The sequence below is a fragment of the Sphingomonas panaciterrae genome (assembly GCF_036890205.1).
Taxonomy (GTDB): Bacteria; Pseudomonadota; Alphaproteobacteria; order Sphingomonadales; family Sphingomonadaceae; genus Sphingomonas; species Sphingomonas panaciterrae.
The window spans coordinates 52563-70040 of record NZ_JAKNQR010000007.1; the positions used below are offsets into that span (position 1 = coordinate 52563).

Sequence of the window (17478 nt, forward strand, 5' to 3'; positions counted from 1 at the left end):
TATCGTTGCGAGTGCCCCTGTCATCGAACAAAGCGTTGGCAGGGGGAAATAAACATGACTGGTTTTGAAGCTCTTTTCGGATTCTATGGCCTGCTTCTCGGCCTCGCGATCACCACCGTAACATCGAGCTTCGCGGACACGTGGCGTCGCAGGGGCAATTGGAAGATAGGTATCGCCCCGCCGCTGCTTGGGCTGTTCATTCTGCTTGCAACAGCCCAGCAGTGGAGTTCGATGTGGCGCGCGCGTGATGTCCTGACGTTAGGCCCGTGGGAGATCCTGAGGTGCATGGGCATGGCGTTGCCGTATATCTTCGTCAGCCACGCCATGTTTCCTGCCGATTTGGCGAATGGCGGCTCTCTGGAAGATCATTACATGCAGCAAAGGCCCGTTGTTCTGGGCGCCCTGCTGATGCCGCCGCTCGTAAGCCTGGCCGCTAACTTGCCCTTTATACCGCCGGAGGCTGCACTTGGCGACGTGGTCGCGTTTGCCTTGGGGAACTATGGCCCGCCTGTAGCGGTCACGGTGGCGCTGCTGCTGTGGAAAAATCGATTGGCCCATGGGATCGGAATGGCGCTGCTATGCACCTGGATGCTGGTCGGACTTTTTGCCTAAGCTGACCCGACCGCGCTGGTCGGACGGCTGAGCGACTGATCGGGTCACTTGTCGCGGGGTTGTCGGGGCGGGGCTGGAGCGGGCATGATCCCGGCGCGGCAAATCGAGGTGCAGGGCGGCATGACGTTGCCCTGCCGGAACAAAGTCATTGCCCCGGCCCTTGGGGAAGGGTCGCGCGATGGCGACGGCAGGGAGACACAATGAATCATCTGGCCATCGTGCTGACGCTTGTCGGGTTGCTCGGCATCGGCGCACAGTGGATTGCATGGCGCACCGGGCTGCCAGCGATCGCGCTGATGCTGATCGCGGGGCTCATCGCCGGGCCCGCGACGGGGCTGATCCACCCGGAGGAAGATTTCGGCGCGCTGCTGGAACCCGCCATATCGCTGGCGGTGGCGGTGATCCTGTTCGAGGGCGGGCTGAGCCTCAATCTGCGCGAGTTGCGCCATGCCGAGGGCGCGGTGCACCGGCTGGTGCTGGTCGGCGTGCCGGTCGGCTGGGTGCTGGGCGCGCTGGCCTGTTATTATGTCGCGGGGCTGGTGTGGCCGGTCGCGATCCTGTTCGCCGGGATTCTGGTGGTCACCGGGCCCACCGTCGTGCTGCCGCTGCTGCGCCAGTCGAGCGTGGCGGCGCGGCCGCGCGCGATCCTGAAATGGGAAGCGATCGTCAACGACCCGATCGGCGCGCTGTGCGCCGTCGTCACCTATGAGGTGCTGCGCCAGGCCGGCAGCGGCGCGACGATCATCGACAGCCTGGCGAGCCTGGTGCTGGCGGCGATCGTGGCGGGCCTGATGGGCTATGGCGTCGCCCGGCTGCTCGGCTGGGCGCTGCCGCGCGGCTATGTCCCTGAATATCTGAAGGCGCCGGTGATCCTGGTCGCGGTGATCGGCACCTTCGTGGCGTCCAACGCGATCCAGCAGGAAACGGGGCTGCTGGCCGTCACGGTAATGGGCATTGCGCTGGCCAATATGAAGCTGGCGTCGCTGCGCGATTTCCTGAGCTTCAAGGAGAATATCACGATCATCCTCGTCTCGGGGGTGTTCGTGCTGCTGTCCGCGTCGCTCGACCTCAGCGTGCTCCGGCAATTCGAGTGGCGGTTCGGGCTGTTCCTGTTCGCGCTGCTGTTCCTCGTGCGGCCCGCGACGGTGCTGATCAGCCTGGCGTTCAGCCGCATCCCGTGGCGCGAGCGGCTGTTCATCGGCTGGATCGCGCCGCGCGGCGTGGTGGCGATCGCGATCACCGGCCTGTTCGCGCTCAGGCTGGACGAGCTGGGCTATGGCGACGGCAGCACGTTGGTCGCGCTGTCGTTCGCGGTGGTGGTGGCGACGATCGTCGCGCACGGCTTCACCATCGGTTTCTTCGCCCGCGCGCTGGGGCTGACCGCACCGAGCGGGCGCGGCGTGCTGATCGTCGGGTCGACGCGGTGGAGCCTGTCGCTGGCGCGCGCGCTGCGCGGGCTGGGCGTGGGCGTGACGATCAGCGACAACAGCTGGCAGCGGCTGACCGCCGCGCGCGCCGAGGGCGTGCCGACCTATCACGGCGAGATCCTGGCCGAGGCGACCGAGGAACGGCTCGACCTGCTGCAATTCGGGCTGCTCGCCGCGACGGCGGAGAATGAGGCGTATAATGCGCTGGTGTGCAGCGAGTTCGCGCCCGAGCTGGGCCGCGACAATGTGTACCAGCTGGGCGATGCGGCGGGCGACGATCCGCGTAGCCTGCCCGATGCGCTGCGCGGCCGGGCAATGTTCCGGTCGGGGCTGGGCGTCGAGGATGTCGCGTGGCGCGAGCGGATGGGCTGGACCTTCGCCGCCGCGACCGTCGAGGATGTCGCCGGCTTCACCGCCGCTGCCGCGACGCTGCCCGAAGAAGGAGGCCCGCTGCTGCTGCTGCGCAAGGACGGGTCGCTGCGCATGTTCTCGCACGCCTCCGCGCCGACGCCCACGGTCGGCGACACGGTGCTGCTCTACGTGCCGCCCGACCGGGTGGAGGACGATTTCTGGCATGCCATTCCGGCGCCCGAAGAGTCGACAGACGGGGCAACGGACAGCGCCGCAGACAGGGCCGGGCGACCGCAGGAGACCATCGCATGAACAAGACCGCCTTTCTGCTGCTGGGGGCGGTATCGCTCGCCGCCTGCGACAATCGCGCGCCGGCCCCTGCCCCCTCGCCCACGCCGAGCCCGGCCGAGGCGGCGACGGGCAATGAGCAGCGCGCGGCGCAGTCGATCATGCAGCCCAAGGTGATCGCCGAGAGCCAGGCGGTGGCCGAACCCGAGCCGACGCCGCCGGTGCCGACCGAGGCGACGATCCTGTTCGAGCGCGGCGCGGCGATTGACGATGCGGCGCGCGAAGCGCTGGACGCGCTGCTCGCCAACCCGTCGCTGCCGGGCGAGGCACGCTGGGTGCTGCGCGGGAGCAGCGACAATGACGGCAGCCGGGCGGCGAACCTGCGCGTGTCGCGGCTGCGCGCGGAGGCGGTGCGCGATTACCTGACCGACAAGAGGATCGCCGAGGAGCGGATCACCGTCATCGCGCTGGGCGACGGTCGGCCGGCGGCGCCCAACGTCACGCTCGACGGCAGCGACGATCCCGAGGGGCGGCGGCAGAATCGGCGCGTCGATATCGAGATCATCGTGCCGGAGGCAGCGGCGCCGGAGGGCGCGGACACGGCCGCACCGGAGGCGACACCGCCGGCGGCCAAGGCGACGGAATAACCCGCGCCCCGCCCGGCCGCGTCATTCCGGGGCGATCGGATAGCCCTGGAACACCTTGGGCTTGTCCATCACGACATGCGTCACGACGCGGGCGAGCCCGACCTCGCGCGTCATCCGTTCCTTCAGTGCATTCCAGTCGGCCATGCCGCGCACCACGACCTTCAGCATGTAATCCGTCTCACCGCTGACGTGCGATGCCTCGACGATCTGCGGCAAATCGTTGACGAGGCGTTCGAAATGCTGCCGCTCCTCCCGGTGGCGGCCCTCCAGCGTGACCTCGACCAGAAGGACGAGGCCGATGTCGACGCGGAACGGATCGAGGCGGGCGTGATAGCCCTGGATGACCCCGGCCTTTTCCAGGTTGCGGACGCGCGCCAGGCACGCGCTTTCCGACAGGCCGACCCGCTGCGCCAGCGCGGCGTTGCGCAGCCGCCCCTCGGCCTGAAGCGCGCGCAGGATTCGCCGGTCGATCCGGTCGAGCGTACGATCCGTCGTCATGGCGCCATCAAACCGCAGAATCTGCGGCGGCGGTCAAGGTGTTTCGCGCCACCTGCGGCGGCGGCGATGCTAATCCGCGCCGACAGCAACCAGTCCGCCCCCCTGCCCGGCCCCGCCCGGCCGCGGGAAGGGGCGGAGCGGTTGGGCCATGCGCTGGTGAAGAAGGATCGGGCGGTTGAGGAATTGGAAGCTTCGCAAACCGTTCGACCGCGCGTTCGGTGAGGGCAGCGGCGCGCTGGCCCGCACGCTGGGCTGGCCGCACCTGATCGCGATGGGCGTCGGCGCGATCGTCGGCACCGGCATCCTGACGCTGATCGGGGTCGGTGCGGCCAAGGCGGGGCCGGCGGTGCTGGTCGCCTTCGTCATCGCCGGCTTCGTGTGCGCCTGCGCCGCGCTCGCCTATGCCGAGATGGCGACGCTCGTCCCCACATCGGGCGGGGCCTATACCTACAGCTATGTCGCGGTGGGGCAGCTTGCCGCGTGGATGATCGGGTGGAGCCTGATCCTGGAATATAGCCTGGTGGTGAGCGCGGTGTCGGTCGGCTGGTCGGGCTATGCCGCGCCGCTGCTGCACGACTGGCTGGGCGTGCCCTGGGCGTTGATGAATGGGCCGCACGCGGGCGGCATCGTCAACCTGCCGGCGGTGGCGATCATCGGCGGGGTCGCGGCGATGCTGATCTATGGCATGCGCAGCAGCGCCAGCGTCAATGCGGTGCTGGTGCTGGTCAAGGTATCCGCGCTGGTCGCCTTCGTCTGGATGGCCGCGCCGCATTTCGACAGCGCCAACCTTTCCCCGTTCAACCCGTTCGGCTTTGCCAAGTCGACCGGCGCGGACGGGGTCGAGCGTGGCATCATGGCGGCGGCGGCGATCATCTTTTCCGCCTTCTACGGCTTTGACGCGATCGCCACCGCGGCAGAGGAAACGCGCAACCCGCGCCGCGACCTGGCGATCGGCATCATCGGGTCGATGCTGGCGTGCGCCGCAATCTATACCCTGGTGGCGGGCGCGGCACTGGGCGCGGTCGGCTTTCGCGACTTCGCCGACAGTCCCGAGCCGCTGGCGCTGGTGCTGCGCCGGCTGGGCGAGCCGGAGGCGGCGCGGTTCATGGCGCTGTCGGCGGTGGTGGCATTGCCGACGGTGATCCTTGCGTTCTTCTACGGGCAGAGCCGGATCTTCTTCGTGATGGCGCGCGACGGTCTGCTGCCGCGCGGGCTGGCGCGCGTGTCGTCGAGCGGGGCCCCGGTGCGCACCACCCTGTTCACGGTCCTGATCGTCGGAACCATCGCGGCGTTCTTTCCGCTGAACGAGATCGTCGCGCTGGCCAATGCCGGGACGCTGGTCGCCTTTGCCGCGGTGGCGGTCAGCATGCTCGTCCTGCGCCGCCGCGCGCCGGACGCACCGCGCGGCTATCGCGCGCCTGCCGCGTGGCTGGTCGGGCCGGTGGCGATCGCTGGCTGCGTCTATCTGTTCGTCAGCCTGCCGAGCACGACCCATTGGTGGTTCCTGGTTTGGAACGCGCTGGGCGTCGCGCTGTACTGCGCCTATGCCGGCCGGGCGCGGCCTGACACGGATCACGCGGGCGAGGTGCGTCATGGTTGAGGGCGCCGCCGCCGGCGAGCTGCTGGTGACGCTGGTCCGCGTGCTGGACCTTGGCGGAACGTTCGCCTTTGCGCTGAGCGGGGCGACCGCGGGGGTGCGCCGGCGGCTCGACATCTTCGGGATCCTGGTGCTGGCGTTCGCCGCCTCGACCGCCGGCGGGATCACGCGCGACGTGCTGATCGGCGCGACGCCGCCCGCCTCGCTGGTCGACTGGCGGTACCTGGGCGTATCGAGCCTGGCGGGCGTCATCTGTTTCTTCTGGTCGCCGTGGATCGAGCGGCTGAACGCGCCGGTCAGGATGCTCGACGCGGTCGGGCTGGCGTTGTTCGCGGTGGCGGGCGCGCAAAAGGCGCTGGCCTGTGGGTTGAGCCCGGTGATGGCCGCGCTGCTGGGCGTGCTGACCGGGATCGGCGGCGGCATCGCGCGCGACGTGCTGCTGGCCGAGGTGCCGGGCGTGCTGCGGTCGGAGCTTTATGCGGTCGCGGCGCTGGCCGGCGCCGGCGTGGTGGTGGCGGGCAACATGCTCGACCTGCCGATCGTGCCGACCGCGATCGCCGGGGGCGCGCTGTGCTTCGGGTTGCGGATGATGGCGATCCGGCGCGGCTGGCAGCTGCCGGTGGCGAACCGGCCGCCCGTGGCCTGACCGACTAGCGCCGCGCGCGCGCCGGCGCGGCGAGCCGGGCGTCGATCGCCTTGCGCAGTTCCTCCAGCGAGGCGACCTGCTGGATGCCGTAGCGCTCAGCGGTGATATCGACATTGCCCTTGCGCCAGAAACCGGGCGGGCACACCAGGATGACCTTGCCCGACCGCGCGTGCAGCCCGAGTTCGAGCAGGCTGACCGGGCTTTGCGAGCCGGGCGCGAGGTAGAGGACGATGATGTCCGCGCTCTCCAGCGCCTCCAGCTCCCATTCCACCTGGCGGCGGAATTCGGGCTCGCTCGCCTCCGGGCGCCAGGCAGGGTTCCAGTCGGGGCGGCGCGGGTTGAGGATCACCACGTCGCGGTCGGCGAGGGCGGCGATGAGCTGCTTCTGCCAGTCGGGCGCGTTGCCCATGTCGATGCTGCCGCCCAGGAAGATGCGCGGGCGATCGGGCGTCGTCGCGGGCCGTTCGGGCGCGGTGACCACCGTCGCGCGCCCGGTTGGCGCCGCCCGGGTCGTCGCCTGCGGGGTGGGCGCGGTGCTGGCGGCGTCGGGGGCGGCCGCGACGGCGAGCGCGAGCGCAAGGGGATAGAGCATGGCGCGCCCCCTAGCCGACCCGGCGGCGGACGGCCACCATCGACAGCGCGCGCGATTTCCTGCCGTTTGGTGCGCAATTAAGGAGCTTTACTGACTGCGCCCCCACCGCAAAGCGCAGATTACCTTGTCGTCGAGAACCATTCGGCGGGCGGGGACCGATCCATGGTGGAGGATGTGGCACACGCAAGGGACGGCGCGGGCCGGGCGCTGTGGACGAGCACGATCGCCTTCACCGTTTGCTTTGCGGTCTGGACCATCTTTTCCATCGTCGGGCTAGGCGTCAAAGAGGAACTGGGGCTTTCCGACACGCAATTCGGCCTGCTGACCGGCACGCCAATCCTGACCGGGTCGCTGGTGCGGGTGGTCCTGGGCGTGTGGTCGGACCAGATCGGCGGGCGGCGGGTGTTCGCGGCGGTGATGGTGCTGTCGGGCATCGCGACCTACCTGATGTCGTTCGCGCATACCTATACCCAGCTGCTGATCGCAGGGCTTGGCGTCGGGCTGGCGGGCGGGGCCTTTTCGGTCGGCGTCGCCTATGTCTCCAAATTCTATCCCGCCGAGCGGCAGGGCACCGCGCTCGGCATCTTTGGCGCGGGCAATATCGGCGCGGCGGTGACCAAGTTCCTCGCCCCCTTCGTGATGGTTGCGATGGGCTGGCAGGCGGTGGCGCAGATCTGGGCCGCGGCGATCATCGTGATGGGGGTGATCTTCCTGTTCGCGACGCCCGAGGATCCTGACCAGAAAACGCGCCAGCACGGCGGCCAGAAGGCCGAAAGCATGGCCAGCCAGCTTGCCGTGCTGCGCAACGTCCAGGTGTGGCGGTTCTCGCTATATTATTTCTTCGTGTTCGGCGGGTTCGTCGCGCTGGCGATGTGGCTGCCGCGCTACCTGATCGGGGTCTATGGCCTCGACATCCGCACCGCCGGGATGCTCGCGGCCTTTTATTCGGTGCCGGCCAGCCTGTTCCGCATCTATGGCGGCACGCTGTCGGACCGCTACGGCGCGCGCCGGGTTATGTACGCCACGTTCATCGTCTCGGTCGCGTGCACGTTCCTGCTGTCCTACCCGCCGACCAGCTACGTCATCGAGGGGGTGAACGGCCCGATCACCTTCAGCACCTCCATGGGGCTGGTGCCGTTCCTCATCATCATCTTCGTGCTCGGCTTCTTCATGAGCCTGGGCAAGGCGGCGGTCTACAAGCACATTCCGGTCTATTACCCCAATCATGTCGGCGCGGTCGGTGGCCTCGTCGGGATGATCGGCGGCCTCGGCGGCTTCGTCCTGCCGCTGGCCTTTGGCGCGCTGCTCGACCTGACCGGGATCTGGACGAGCAGCTTTGCCCTGCTGTTCCTGATCGTGCTCGTCTCGCTGCTCTGGATGCACGGCGCGATCCAGCACATGGAGCGCGAGGCGTCGGCGGCGGCGCATGTGCCGCAAAGCCCCGAACTGCCCGAGTTTCGCGGCATGGGGGAACCGGAGGCCCGCCGCGCGGCGATGCGCGCGGGGCCGATCGCCGAATGGCGGCCGGAGGACCCCGAATTCTGGGAGGCGACCGGCCGGCCAATCGCCAGGCGCAACCTGTGGATTTCGACCTACTGCCTGCTCCTGTCCTTTGCCGTCTGGATGGTGTGGAGCGTCGTCGTCACGCGGCTGCCCAGCATCGGTTACACCTTCACCACCGACCAATTGTTCTGGCTCGCCGCGGTGCCCGGCATTTCGGGCGCGACCCTGCGCATCTTCTACGCCTTCCTCGTGCCGATCTTCGGCGGGCGGCTGTGGACCACGCTGTCGACCGCGTCGCTGCTGATCCCCGCGTTCGGCATCGGCTATGCCGTGCAGAACCCCGGAACGCCGTTCTTCATCTTCCTCGTGCTGGCGCTGCTGTGCGGCTTTGGCGGCGGCAATTTCGCCTCCTCGGTCGCCAACATCAGTTTCTTCTACCCGGCGGCCGAGAAAGGCCGCGCGCTGGCGATCAATTCCGGCATCGGCAACCTTGGCGTCAGCGTGATGCAGCTCGTCGTCCCGGTGGCGATCACCATGGGGCTGTTCGGCGCGCTTGGCGGGCAGGCGCAGGTGGCGAACGACGGCACGTTGCTGTGGCTGCAGAATGCGGGCTTCATCTGGGTGCCGCCGGTGATGCTGGGCGCGGTGCTCGCCTGGTTCGGGATGAACGACATCCTCAGCGCCAAATCCTCCTTCGCCGACCAGGCCACGATCTTTGGCCGGCGCGACAATTGGATCATGTGCTGGCTCTACACCGGCACGTTCGGGACGTTCATCGGCATGTCGGCGGGCTTCCCGCTGCTGTCGAGGCTGGTGTTCCCGGAGGTCGAGGCGCTGCACTATGCGTTCCTCGGCCCGCTGGTCGGCGCGCTGGCGCGGGCGGGCAGCGGCGGCCTGTCGGACCGGATCGGCGGCGCGAAGGTCAGCTTCTGGGTCTTCCTGGTCCAGGCTGCCTCGATCATCGGCATGATCTGGTCGCTCGACGCGCGCAGCTTCGCCGGCTTTTTCGGCATGGTGCTGCTGCTGTTCTTCGTCAGCGGCGTCGGCAACGCCTCCACCTTCCAGATGGTGCCGGCGATCATGCGCCGCGTGTTCGACGCGGAACATGCCGACCTGCCCGTGGAGGAGCGGCGGCTTCACGCCGATCGTGAATCGGCGGCGATCGTCGGATTCATCTCGGCCATCGCGGCCTATGGCGCCTTCTACATCCCCAAGGGTTACGGCTGGTCGATCAGCAGCACCGGGTCGGCCAACGCCGCCTTGTGGGCGTTCTTCGCCTTTTACCTGAGCTGCGCGGCCCTGACCTGGGTCGCGTACAGCGGCCCGCGCGGCATGTTCGGGTCGCGCCCCCGCCTCGGCGCCCCCCCTTCCGGCGCTGGCAAGCGCGACCTGACCAGCGGAGCCTATTCATGAGCCATTTCCTCGATCGCCTGACGTTCTTCCGCCGCGAGCAGGGCAAGTTTTCCGATGGCCTATGCCTGGAGCGTGCGGACCATCTGGGGGATCAACGGCACCGGCGCGCGCCAGCCCAGCATCGGCGGCGACAATGTGTTCGCCAACCTGTCCTATGCGACGCCGGTCGGCACGCTCACCGGCTTTGCCTATCTGGTCGACCATGACGAGGCGGCGGTGCAGGATTACCGCCTGTCGAGCCAGACCTATGGCGCGCGGCTGGCCGGATCGACGGCCCTGACGTCCGCGGTGAAACTGGCCTGGCAGCTGAGCTATGCGCGGCAGCGCGACTGGCACCGCAACCCCAATCGCTATGGCGCCAATTACTATCTCGCCGATGCGACGCTGTCGGTATCGGGCTGGTCGCTCAACGCGGGCTATGAAGTGCTGGGCGCCGACGACGGCGTGGCGTTCACCAGCTTCCAGACGCCGCTCGGCACCAATTTCAAGTTCCAGGGCTGGGCCGACAAGTTCCTGACCACGCCGCCCAATGGCGTGCGCGACCTGTATGTCGGCGGTGGCTATGGCGTGAAGGACGTGCTGGGCGCGGATGCGATCTCGCTGTCGGGCACGTGGCACCGCTTTCGCAGTGACCGGCTGGGGCAGCGGTACGGGACGGAGATCGACCTCATCGCCAGCGTGAAGGTGCGCCGCGCGCTCTTCTCGCTGCGCCACGCACGCTACCGCGCCGATACGTTCGCGACCGACACCGACAAGACGTGGGTGCAACTCGACTGGACCTATTGAGCCGGCCGCGTTGCGGTGAGCGCCCTAGCGGCGACCGTCGGTGACGCCGCAGCGCAGCCGGTCGCCGGCGCGGCAGGCGGCGACATCCGCCTCCCACCGTTCGCGGTCGGCGCGGGCGGCGGCGAGCTGCGCCGCATAATCCGACATCGCCGCGGCGTGAGCAGCGGCCTCCGTGCGATACCGGGCCAGCCGCTCCTGCTGCGCGGCCTTGTCGGCGGCGATCCGGTCAAGCTGCGCCTGCGCAGCGGAGAGCTGCGCGCTGTTCACCTGGCGCAGCTTCTCCGCCTCGGCCGCAGCGATCGCCTCCATCGCGAGCTGTTCGGCGCTGGGGGCGGGCGGCGGCGGCACGCGCGTGTCCGAAGCACCGGGGCGCGGCAGGTCGAGCACCAGTCCGCCGGCGCGTGGTGTCTCGACCGCGGCGGACGGCGTCTCTGGGGAGGCTTCTGCTTCCAGCGGCGCGGCCTCCGGGGGCGCGATGCGCGAGGGCGGAATGTCGATGGTGCGGATCGCCGGTGGCGCGCCGATCACCTGCGCGGCAGCGGGCAGCGATCCGGCGACAAGAGCAGTGACGAGGCAGAGCGAGAGCGGGGAAAGGCGGATCGGCATGAGGGATCGTAACGCAGGCGTCATGTCGTTTCGCTGAACGACCCCCGTATGGCGAGTTACAGTGGAGGCGCGGGGCGATCTAAGGGCCGGGGAAAGATCGAATGAACACGACGCCCGTGCTCGAAACCGGTGCGCCAGGCTTCACCTCGGCCGCACGCAATTACCTTGCCGGTGCGCTCAGATCGTGATGGCGACGAACACCGCCCCGGTCTCCTCCTTGCGCTGTGCCGTGTCGAATGCCTCGTTGATGCGATCCAGCGGGAAACGGTGGGTGATCATCTTTTTCACGTCGATGCGCCCCTTGGCGATCAGATCCAGCACCATGCCCTGTTCGCGATAGATATCGTGCATGGCGAAGCTGGCGCTGAGGATCAGCTGAATCTCGCTCATCTGCAGCCGCTGCCATTCCAGCGGGATGCTCGTCTCGCCAGCGTCGAAGCCGCCGACGATCACCACCTTTCCCGCGCGGCGCACCATCTTCGTTGCCTGCGGCAAGGTCGTCGGCATCGCCCATCACCGTCTCGATGACGACGCGGTCGCCTGGCTTCACGTTGCTGACGTCCGCGCCCACCTCGACCACTTCACCCGCCAGCTCATGCCCCATGATATGGCATTCCAGCGCGGGATCGTGCTTCTTCCAGTGGCGCAGGTCCGTACCGCAAATTCCTGCCACGCGAACGCGGGCCAGTACGAAGTTGGGCGCCGGGATGATTGGGCGTTCCACCTGAGCTAAAGCAAACGTGCCCTCGGCGGTCTTCAGTGCAGCCTTCATGGCGCGGATGCCTCCCTTGCCCGGTGCGTCTTCTTAAGCCTGAACGCCGGCTTTCACCGCGGCATCTGTCCGGGGAACAAACATTATTGTCCGCGCAGGTTCCCGTATTGCAATCCAAGTTATCAGGTGCGTCTTGCTTGTTTTCCTGTCCCTTCGTTTACTTGGTCAGTCGCCAACCTAGTGCAACATACACTAGTCTCTATGATTTATGTTTCCCCGACCTGCCTGTCTTTCCGTCATGCTGATGGAGATCAGTGTTAATGTACCGGAACGAAGGCGCGCCCGTCCTGTTGGTCCCGAACAGGAAACTTCCGGCCTGAAAACATGAACTTGATCTATGTAAATGAGTCGGCGATCAATGACCAAAGCCACAGCGCGGGTGTTCTTGACGATGCGCCGCGCACCGCGTTGCTTGAACTTCTGGAGCATCTGCGCTCCATCCACTATGACTTCATCGCACCGACACCGGCATCGCAAGCCCGCGTCCTGTCACGGGCCGACCGACAGGTCGGCACCACCGTGGCGGACCTGCTCGGCTGGTCGCTGCCGTGCCGGCGGGACGACCTTCCGCACGCCATCGTCGATGCACTCGACGCGGCCGGGCTGCTGACACGTCGCCGCGACGGACTGCTGGTCGCCAAGGTGCGCGTGTCGAACGTGCTCGGCCGCCTGTTCGTGCATTCCAGCTACCCGACCAGCGAGCGGGATTCGGTCTTCCTCGGCCCCGACAGCTATCGCTTTGCCGACTATATCTCGCGCAACCTCGCCGGCCTGCCCAGCGACGCGCGGATCCTCGATTACGGCGCCGGCGCCGGCGTAGGCGGGATCATCGCCGCATCGCTGCACGGCAATGCCACGTTGACGCTGGCGGACATCAACCCGAAGGCGCTATCGCTCGCGTCGGTGAACGCCACCTTTGCCGCAATCGACCACCGCACCGCACTCGCCGGCACCCCGGCGGAAGTCGACGGCCGCTTCGACCTGATCGTCACCCACTCGCCCTTCATGATCGACCCCGATCGCCGCGCCTATCGCGACGGGGGCGACCTGTACGGCGGCAAACTCTCGCTCGACTGGACGCTGATGGCGATCGAGAAGCTGGCGCCCGGCGGCCGCTTCGTCATGCACACCGGCGTGTCGATCGTGGCCGGGCGCGACGTGGTGCGCGAGGCGCTGCGTGAGGCAATGCCGGCGACGGGCTATCGCTACGATTACCGCCTGCTCGATCCCGACATCTTCGGGGACGAACTCGAAAAGGAACCTTACGCCGGCGTTGATCGCATCGCGGCCATCGGCCTGTGCGTCCAGCGCGATGCCGCCGCCCATGAATGATCCCGCGCCCGCCATCCTCGCCGAGGTGAAGCGCCTCGTCGATGCCGGCCGCCTCGGACCGACGACGCAGGCGCTGGAAGGCCAGCAAGGCCGCCGCCCGCGGCCGGTGCGCTGACATGGCGCGCGCCGCCACCAGCCTGCCATGGTCCGGCTATCTGATCGGCTTCGCGCTGGGCGGGTTCTTCGACGGCATCCTGCTCCACCAGATCCTGCAATGGCATCATCTGCTCAGCCTGGTGGACGGCGTCACCGACCAGATATTGTTCGACGGCCTGTTTCATGCGCTGATGTATGCCGTCGCGGCGATCGGCCTCGTGGCGCTGTTCCGAACGCGCCGCAGCCTCGCTCGCCCGGGAAGCGGCAGGCGCCTGCTCGCGGCGGCGCTGATCGGCGCGGGCGTGTGGCACGTCGCTGACGGCATCGTATCGCACTGGGTTCTCGGCATTCACCGGATCAAGCTGGACAGTGCCAATCCGCTCGCCTGGGACCTGGGCTGGTTCGTCGCCTTCGGGATCATCCCGATCGTCGCGGGGCGGCTGCTGTATCGTGGCGGCGGCGGCAACGACGGTGGCAGCGGGCCGCGCGGCGGCATCGCAGCGCTTGGCCTTACCGCCACGGCGCTGATTTGCGGCGCCTGGGCGGCACGCGCACCGGCGGGCAGCGAGACCATGATCGTGCTGTTCGGACCGGGCACCAGCCAGGGCGCAGCGGTCAACGCCATCCGCGCCGCAAACGGCAGCGTGCTGTGGCAATCGCGCGGCGTGTGGGCGGTGCGTTGGAACGACCCTGCGCGCGTCGACACGCTCTATCCGCGGGGGGCGCTGTTCGTGAGCTCATCGCTGGTTGGTGCCGGCTGTCTCGCCTGGACCACAGCCGAATGAGCCCGGCGCGCAAGAACCGACGAGGCGCCAGGATGCTGTGCAGACAAGGCTGACGGCTGACCGGGCTTTCGCGCGCATGTTTCACCGGCCGCCGGCCGATCCCGTTCTCGTGAATCCGCCGTTTTCCTAACCCACTTCAATTCACTCCCCCTCCGTGTCGTGACAAGGTCGACACGATGTTGAGCCGGCGGATGAGGACACTGTCAGATCTGACGCCGGAGGAAATCGAGGCGGTCGACGCTGTCCACGTCGAACCGGTCACCACTGCGCACGGTGGCGTGATCCTGAAAGACGGCGTCGCGCCTAACCAGCTCTACCTTGTCCTCAACGGGTGGGCGGCCCGGGCGGCTGTACGGATGAACGGATCTCGCCGCATAACCGCTATTCTGCTCCCGGGTGACTTTTGCGGGCTCCACGCGGCTTGTGGATCAACGTTCGAGCATGATCTGATTGCGCTGACCGATTGCAAGATCGGCTGGATCCCGGGGGAAGTGATCGCGGACCTCGCCACGCGTCACCCTGGTATCAACGCGGCATTGTGGCGCGCGTCGCTGATCGAGGCGGCGACCCTGCGCAAGTGGCTTACCATTTCGGATGTCGCCTATCATGCGATGGCGCACCTTCTATGCGAACTGATCACACGCGGCAGGCAGATCGGGCTGGCGACCGACAATGACATGCCCCTGCCGATCACGCAGGAGCACATCGGAGACGCGCTCGGCCTGACCTCGGTACACGTCAACCGCGTGCTCAGGCGGCTGCGACACGAAGGGCTGATCGCGTTGACAAACAAGACTTTGTGGATCGTGGATGAAGGAGGACTGCGCCGGGCCGGACAGTTTGATCCACGCTATTTACGTCCGTGGGAGAAATAGGGCGATGCCCGGGGTAACCAAGCCGCTTGCCGGCCAGCTCATCGTTCAGATCGAGGACGATTCATTCCTTGCCAACTATGTTGGGGAGACCGTCGCAAGCGCAGGCGCGCAGATCATCGGGCCGGCGCGGAACGCTGACGAAGGTGCACGCTTGATCCAGCGGCTCAGGGTGAAACCGAACGCCATATTGGTGAGTGCGACGATATTTGGCGTTGCGGAAACATGCCTGGCGCGGGCGCTGGCCGATCTTGATGCTCCCGTGCTGCTGGTGAGGAAGGACCAGCGTCGTCGTGAGCCCCCATTTCCATATGCAGCCGTTCTGACCCTCCCCTTCGCCGCTCACCAGGTCGTCGACAGCCTGTCAAAGTTGCGGGTGGTCGCGGGCTCCAGACCCGCCTGCCCCAAGGCAATCGGTGGATCGCTCACGCCAGCCTAGTCTGAAGCAGCCTAATCTAAAGCAGCCTAGTCTGAAGCCAGGGCCTTCAGCCGGCTCAAACGATAGCCGCGATGCCAGCTATCCTGCTCCGCGGTTCCGTGTCCAAAAGGACAGGCGGTGAAAGCGCGCCGTCTGCATGGGCGGCGCAACCGGAGAGGAAGGCGTCCATGTTTTGCTGGGTCGTCAGGTCGTCGGCGCTAGCGCCATTTCGATCTGGCATTTCCATCGGCCGACATTCCCCTGCGCCTTTTGGCGCAGGGTCACATCCCTAAGCCCGATGGGATCGTACCACCAAAGCGCCCGGCTGCTTCATCATAAGTGACTGATCGAGGTCATGTATTCGGCAGCAGACTGCGGACTAGACGCGCGGGGAAAGGATCTCCAGCAGGCGCGGTCTGGCACCCTCGAGCGGCGTGAGGTGCGGATATCGCAGGCCCCCGGGGTAGTGGACCTCGACCTCCCTTTCGCAAGTCCCCGACGTCACGCGAAGCCGCACCCTGCCGTTCGATCGCCCTGCCTCCTGAACCGCCGCCCGCAGCGCCTCCACCGAGAAGGGCCGCTCACCCGCTTCCAGGATTTTCGTGCCCGCAGTGATCGCCGCTTCAAAGGCGGGGCCTTCCCAAAGGACCTCTTCCACCTTGCCGTCATGGTCCACGGTCAGGCCAAGCGAGAACATCAGGTTGAGGTTGTCAGCTAGTTTCTCGGTGTTGGTCCAAAACTCGCCTGGATCGTTCCGGAAGACCAGCTGATAGCCCGCTCGCTCAATGCCTTCGAGCGGCGCGCCGGTGTGCTTTCCGTCAATCCGCTCTCGCAGGAACCCGCCCCAGTCGAAGGGGGCGAGATCGGTCAGGGCGGCGATCACATCGTCCAGGGTGTACGTCAGCGTCTGCGCAGGTCCTTGCTGATCCGCCGCAAAGAAGGATCTGGCGAAATCGTCGAGCGAGCGCGTGTCACCCGAAAGCATGCGGATGCGCGTATCGATGTCGAGCCAGACGAGCGATCCTTCGGAATAATAGTCTTCGCTTCGCTGCCAGCTTGGCCAGGGCAGCGGCGCGCGGGCGGCGATGATCGGGTCTCGCGTGGTGTCGCTGATGGGCCGCCATCTACTGCCAGCCCGCACTTGGTGCGTCGCCGCGGTGACAGCGATCGCCTGCAGCGTCTGGTCTGCGGTCCACAGCCCGGAACGCGCGCATAATACCCGGTCCCAATATTGGGTCTGCCCCTCATAGACCCACATCAGGCTGTTCCGGATCGGCGTGTCGAAACTGGGCGTCCAGCTGTCAGCGCCGCGCCGGAACTTGCCGCTCCACGCATGGATGAACTCATGCGGCACGGTCTCGCGCAGAGAGAAGCACCCTTCCCAATCGGTGAAATAGTCGGGAACGGTAACGGCCTCGAAGGAGCGGTGATGCTCGACCCCTATACGGCCAAGCTCGCTGCTGAGCCCCAGGAGCATCTCGAAACGGTCGAAGGGAGCGGGCCCGAACAGCTTCCCCGCCTGTTCCACAACAGCCCGATGGGGCGCGATCTTCTTCTCGGAGATGTCGATCAGTTCTGCCTTGTCGGCAAAGATGCTCAGATGAACCTTCTCCTGGTCATCCAGCGGGACGCGGGCGGCGTACCGGCCGGCAAATACCGGTGAATCGACCAGCACGTCGAGGCTTACGGGCTCGAAACGGATGGTATCATCCTGCCGGTCGACAGCGGCGATTGCACATGAATGCTGCCAACCCGCCGGCACGGTCAAAAAGGCATGAAATTCGATCTGGCGCGCGTAATAGCCGGCCGGGTACAGAAGCACGCTGTTCCACTGAATGGTCAGGATTTCCTTGCCGACCACCACGCGGCCCTGCGACGGATCGGTTTGTGTCAGGAAGTGAAAAGACACCACGATCTGCTCCGCCTCGGCGGGCACCTCCACCTGAAAGGCGTGAACCTGAACCGGGTGCCGCCGCCAAGGCAGCTCCTTCTCACCCGCCTCGATGCGCAGGCCAGCGAACAGCGCAATCGATGCTCGCGGCGCATGATATCCCGGCAGCCACTCTGGAAACAGAAGCGTCAGAGGCCCGCCGGACCTGACAGGTATGACCTGGCGTACCTGCAGGATTCCGCGCAACACATCTTGCGCATCCACGTACAAACGGATGGGAGCGGGATAGGCAATGTCGCAGGGCGCCGGGACCGTGAAGTCCAGGTCCCGAAGGTTTTTGGTCATG

At 67.0% G+C, this 17478-nt stretch carries 16 protein-coding genes and 2 pseudogenes; 12 read left to right on the forward strand and 6 right to left on the reverse strand.

Going from position 1 to position 17478, the window contains the following annotated elements; translation table 11 throughout:
• Nucleotides 1-54: 54 nt before the first annotated feature.
• The 3 genes from L8F96_RS14800 (at nucleotide 55) to L8F96_RS14810 (ending at nucleotide 3325) form a co-directional block, all read left to right on the forward strand.
• Entirely contained in the window at nucleotides 55-612 is a 558-nt protein-coding gene (locus L8F96_RS14800; RefSeq protein WP_334656433.1) for a hypothetical protein, read from the forward strand.
• 200 nt (nucleotides 613-812) lie between these two features.
• Nucleotides 813-2702 carry a cation:proton antiporter gene (locus L8F96_RS14805; RefSeq protein WP_334656434.1) on the forward strand — a complete coding sequence of 630 codons (1890 nt, stop codon included), beginning with the start codon at nucleotides 813-815 and terminating at the stop codon, nucleotides 2700-2702.
• Nucleotides 2699-3325: an OmpA family protein gene (locus L8F96_RS14810; protein WP_334656435.1), complete on the forward strand. Its 627-nt coding sequence runs from the start codon at nucleotides 2699-2701 to the stop codon at nucleotides 3323-3325. The genes L8F96_RS14805 and L8F96_RS14810 overlap by 4 nt, the downstream gene beginning before the upstream one ends.
• Nucleotides 3326-3346: 21 nt before the next feature.
• Here L8F96_RS14810 and L8F96_RS14815 read toward each other — a convergent pair whose 3' ends face one another.
• The gene (locus tag L8F96_RS14815) at nucleotides 3347-3823 is read right to left on the reverse strand and encodes an Lrp/AsnC family transcriptional regulator (RefSeq protein WP_125946012.1); all 477 of its coding nucleotides are present in this window, start codon (nucleotides 3821-3823) and stop codon (nucleotides 3347-3349) included.
• Nucleotides 3824-3998: 175 nt separating this feature from the next.
• On the opposite strand from L8F96_RS14815, the gene L8F96_RS14820 reads away from it, so the two are divergent.
• On the forward strand, nucleotides 3999-5423 hold the full coding sequence (locus tag L8F96_RS14820) for an amino acid permease (RefSeq protein ID WP_334656436.1): 1425 nt from the start codon (nucleotides 3999-4001) through the stop codon (nucleotides 5421-5423).
• On the forward strand, nucleotides 5416-6066 hold the full coding sequence (locus L8F96_RS14825) for a trimeric intracellular cation channel family protein (RefSeq protein WP_334656437.1): 651 nt from the start codon (nucleotides 5416-5418) through the stop codon (nucleotides 6064-6066). Before L8F96_RS14820 ends, L8F96_RS14825 begins: the two co-directional genes overlap by 8 nt.
• Nucleotides 6067-6070: 4 nt before the next feature.
• On the opposite strand, the gene L8F96_RS14830 is transcribed toward L8F96_RS14825, so the two are convergent.
• Complete coding sequence (locus L8F96_RS14830; RefSeq protein WP_334656438.1) at nucleotides 6071-6658, reverse strand: nucleoside 2-deoxyribosyltransferase domain-containing protein; 588 nt, start codon at nucleotides 6656-6658, stop codon at nucleotides 6071-6073.
• A gap of 174 nt (nucleotides 6659-6832) precedes the next feature.
• On the opposite strand from L8F96_RS14830, the gene L8F96_RS14835 reads away from it, so the two are divergent.
• Both L8F96_RS14835 and L8F96_RS14840 read left to right on the forward strand, forming a co-directional pair.
• The gene (locus L8F96_RS14835) at nucleotides 6833-9574 is read left to right on the forward strand and encodes a nitrate/nitrite transporter (RefSeq protein WP_334656439.1); all 2742 of its coding nucleotides are present in this window, start codon (nucleotides 6833-6835) and stop codon (nucleotides 9572-9574) included.
• Between the two features lie 54 nt (nucleotides 9575-9628).
• Nucleotides 9629-10360 (forward strand): annotated as a pseudogene (locus L8F96_RS14840) (hypothetical protein); the annotation flags it as partial.
• A 24-nt stretch (nucleotides 10361-10384) separates the two neighbouring features.
• Here the strand turns inward: L8F96_RS14840 and L8F96_RS14845 are convergent.
• The 3 genes and pseudogenes from L8F96_RS14845 to L8F96_RS14855 form a co-directional block, all read right to left on the reverse strand.
• Complete coding sequence (locus L8F96_RS14845; protein ID WP_334656440.1) at nucleotides 10385-10966, reverse strand: hypothetical protein; 582 nt, start codon at nucleotides 10964-10966, stop codon at nucleotides 10385-10387.
• A gap of 177 nt (nucleotides 10967-11143) precedes the next feature.
• A complete protein-coding gene (locus L8F96_RS14850; protein WP_334656513.1) occupies nucleotides 11144-11473 on the reverse strand; it encodes a hypothetical protein in 330 nt (109 codons plus the stop codon).
• Between the two features lie 22 nt (nucleotides 11474-11495).
• A pseudogene (locus tag L8F96_RS14855) lies at nucleotides 11496-11738 on the reverse strand (alcohol dehydrogenase catalytic domain-containing protein); the annotation flags it as partial.
• A gap of 324 nt (nucleotides 11739-12062) precedes the next feature.
• Here L8F96_RS14855 and L8F96_RS14860 point away from each other — a divergent pair.
• From L8F96_RS14860 to L8F96_RS14880, 5 genes are all read left to right on the forward strand, one after another.
• Nucleotides 12063-13070, forward strand: a complete 1008-nt coding sequence (locus L8F96_RS14860; protein WP_334656441.1) for a methyltransferase — start codon at nucleotides 12063-12065, stop codon at nucleotides 13068-13070.
• Nucleotides 13063-13185: a hypothetical protein gene (locus tag L8F96_RS14865; RefSeq protein ID WP_269430557.1), complete on the forward strand. Its 123-nt coding sequence runs from the start codon at nucleotides 13063-13065 to the stop codon at nucleotides 13183-13185. Before L8F96_RS14860 ends, L8F96_RS14865 begins: the two co-directional genes overlap by 8 nt.
• 1 nt (nucleotide 13186) lies before the next feature.
• On the forward strand, nucleotides 13187-13951 hold the full coding sequence (locus L8F96_RS14870; RefSeq protein WP_334656442.1) for a DUF2243 domain-containing protein: 765 nt from the start codon (nucleotides 13187-13189) through the stop codon (nucleotides 13949-13951).
• Nucleotides 13952-14127: 176 nt separating this feature from the next.
• Nucleotides 14128-14826, forward strand: coding sequence for a Crp/Fnr family transcriptional regulator (locus L8F96_RS14875; protein ID WP_334656443.1), 699 nt, complete (start codon nucleotides 14128-14130; stop codon nucleotides 14824-14826).
• Between the two features lie 4 nt (nucleotides 14827-14830).
• Nucleotides 14831-15262: a hypothetical protein gene (locus L8F96_RS14880; RefSeq protein WP_046407670.1), complete on the forward strand. Its 432-nt coding sequence runs from the start codon at nucleotides 14831-14833 to the stop codon at nucleotides 15260-15262.
• A 358-nt stretch (nucleotides 15263-15620) separates the two neighbouring features.
• Here L8F96_RS14880 and L8F96_RS14885 read toward each other — a convergent pair whose 3' ends face one another.
• Nucleotides 15621-17477, reverse strand: a complete 1857-nt coding sequence (locus tag L8F96_RS14885) for a M61 family metallopeptidase (RefSeq protein WP_334656444.1) — start codon at nucleotides 17475-17477, stop codon at nucleotides 15621-15623.
• Between the last annotated feature and the right edge of the window lies 1 nt (nucleotide 17478).

Excerpts from the sequence above, each read along its gene's own strand:
- L8F96_RS14800 (WP_334656433.1), top strand. The coding sequence starts at position 55 with ATGACTGGTTTTGAAGCTCTTTTCGGATTCTATGGCCTGCTTCTCGGC.
- L8F96_RS14805 (WP_334656434.1), top strand. The coding sequence starts at position 813 with ATGAATCATCTGGCCATCGTGCTGACGCTTGTCGGGTTGCTCGGCATC.
- L8F96_RS14810 (WP_334656435.1), top strand. The coding sequence starts at position 2,699 with ATGAACAAGACCGCCTTTCTGCTGCTGGGGGCGGTATCGCTCGCCGCC.
- L8F96_RS14815 (WP_125946012.1), bottom strand. The coding sequence starts at position 3,823 with ATGACGACGGATCGTACGCTCGACCGGATCGACCGGCGAATCCTGCGC.
- L8F96_RS14825 (WP_334656437.1), top strand. The coding sequence starts at position 5,416 with ATGGTTGAGGGCGCCGCCGCCGGCGAGCTGCTGGTGACGCTGGTCCGC.
- L8F96_RS14830 (WP_334656438.1), bottom strand. The coding sequence starts at position 6,658 with ATGCTCTATCCCCTTGCGCTCGCGCTCGCCGTCGCGGCCGCCCCCGAC.
- L8F96_RS14845 (WP_334656440.1), bottom strand. The coding sequence starts at position 10,966 with ATGCCGATCCGCCTTTCCCCGCTCTCGCTCTGCCTCGTCACTGCTCTT.
- L8F96_RS14850 (WP_334656513.1), bottom strand. The coding sequence starts at position 11,473 with ATGCCGACGACCTTGCCGCAGGCAACGAAGATGGTGCGCCGCGCGGGA.
- L8F96_RS14860 (WP_334656441.1), top strand. The coding sequence starts at position 12,063 with ATGAACTTGATCTATGTAAATGAGTCGGCGATCAATGACCAAAGCCAC.
- L8F96_RS14865 (WP_269430557.1), top strand. The coding sequence starts at position 13,063 with ATGAATGATCCCGCGCCCGCCATCCTCGCCGAGGTGAAGCGCCTCGTC.
- L8F96_RS14870 (WP_334656442.1), top strand. The coding sequence starts at position 13,187 with ATGGCGCGCGCCGCCACCAGCCTGCCATGGTCCGGCTATCTGATCGGC.
- L8F96_RS14875 (WP_334656443.1), top strand. The coding sequence starts at position 14,128 with ATGTTGAGCCGGCGGATGAGGACACTGTCAGATCTGACGCCGGAGGAA.
- L8F96_RS14880 (WP_046407670.1), top strand. The coding sequence starts at position 14,831 with ATGCCCGGGGTAACCAAGCCGCTTGCCGGCCAGCTCATCGTTCAGATC.
- L8F96_RS14885 (WP_334656444.1), bottom strand. The coding sequence starts at position 17,477 with ATGACCAAAAACCTTCGGGACCTGGACTTCACGGTCCCGGCGCCCTGC.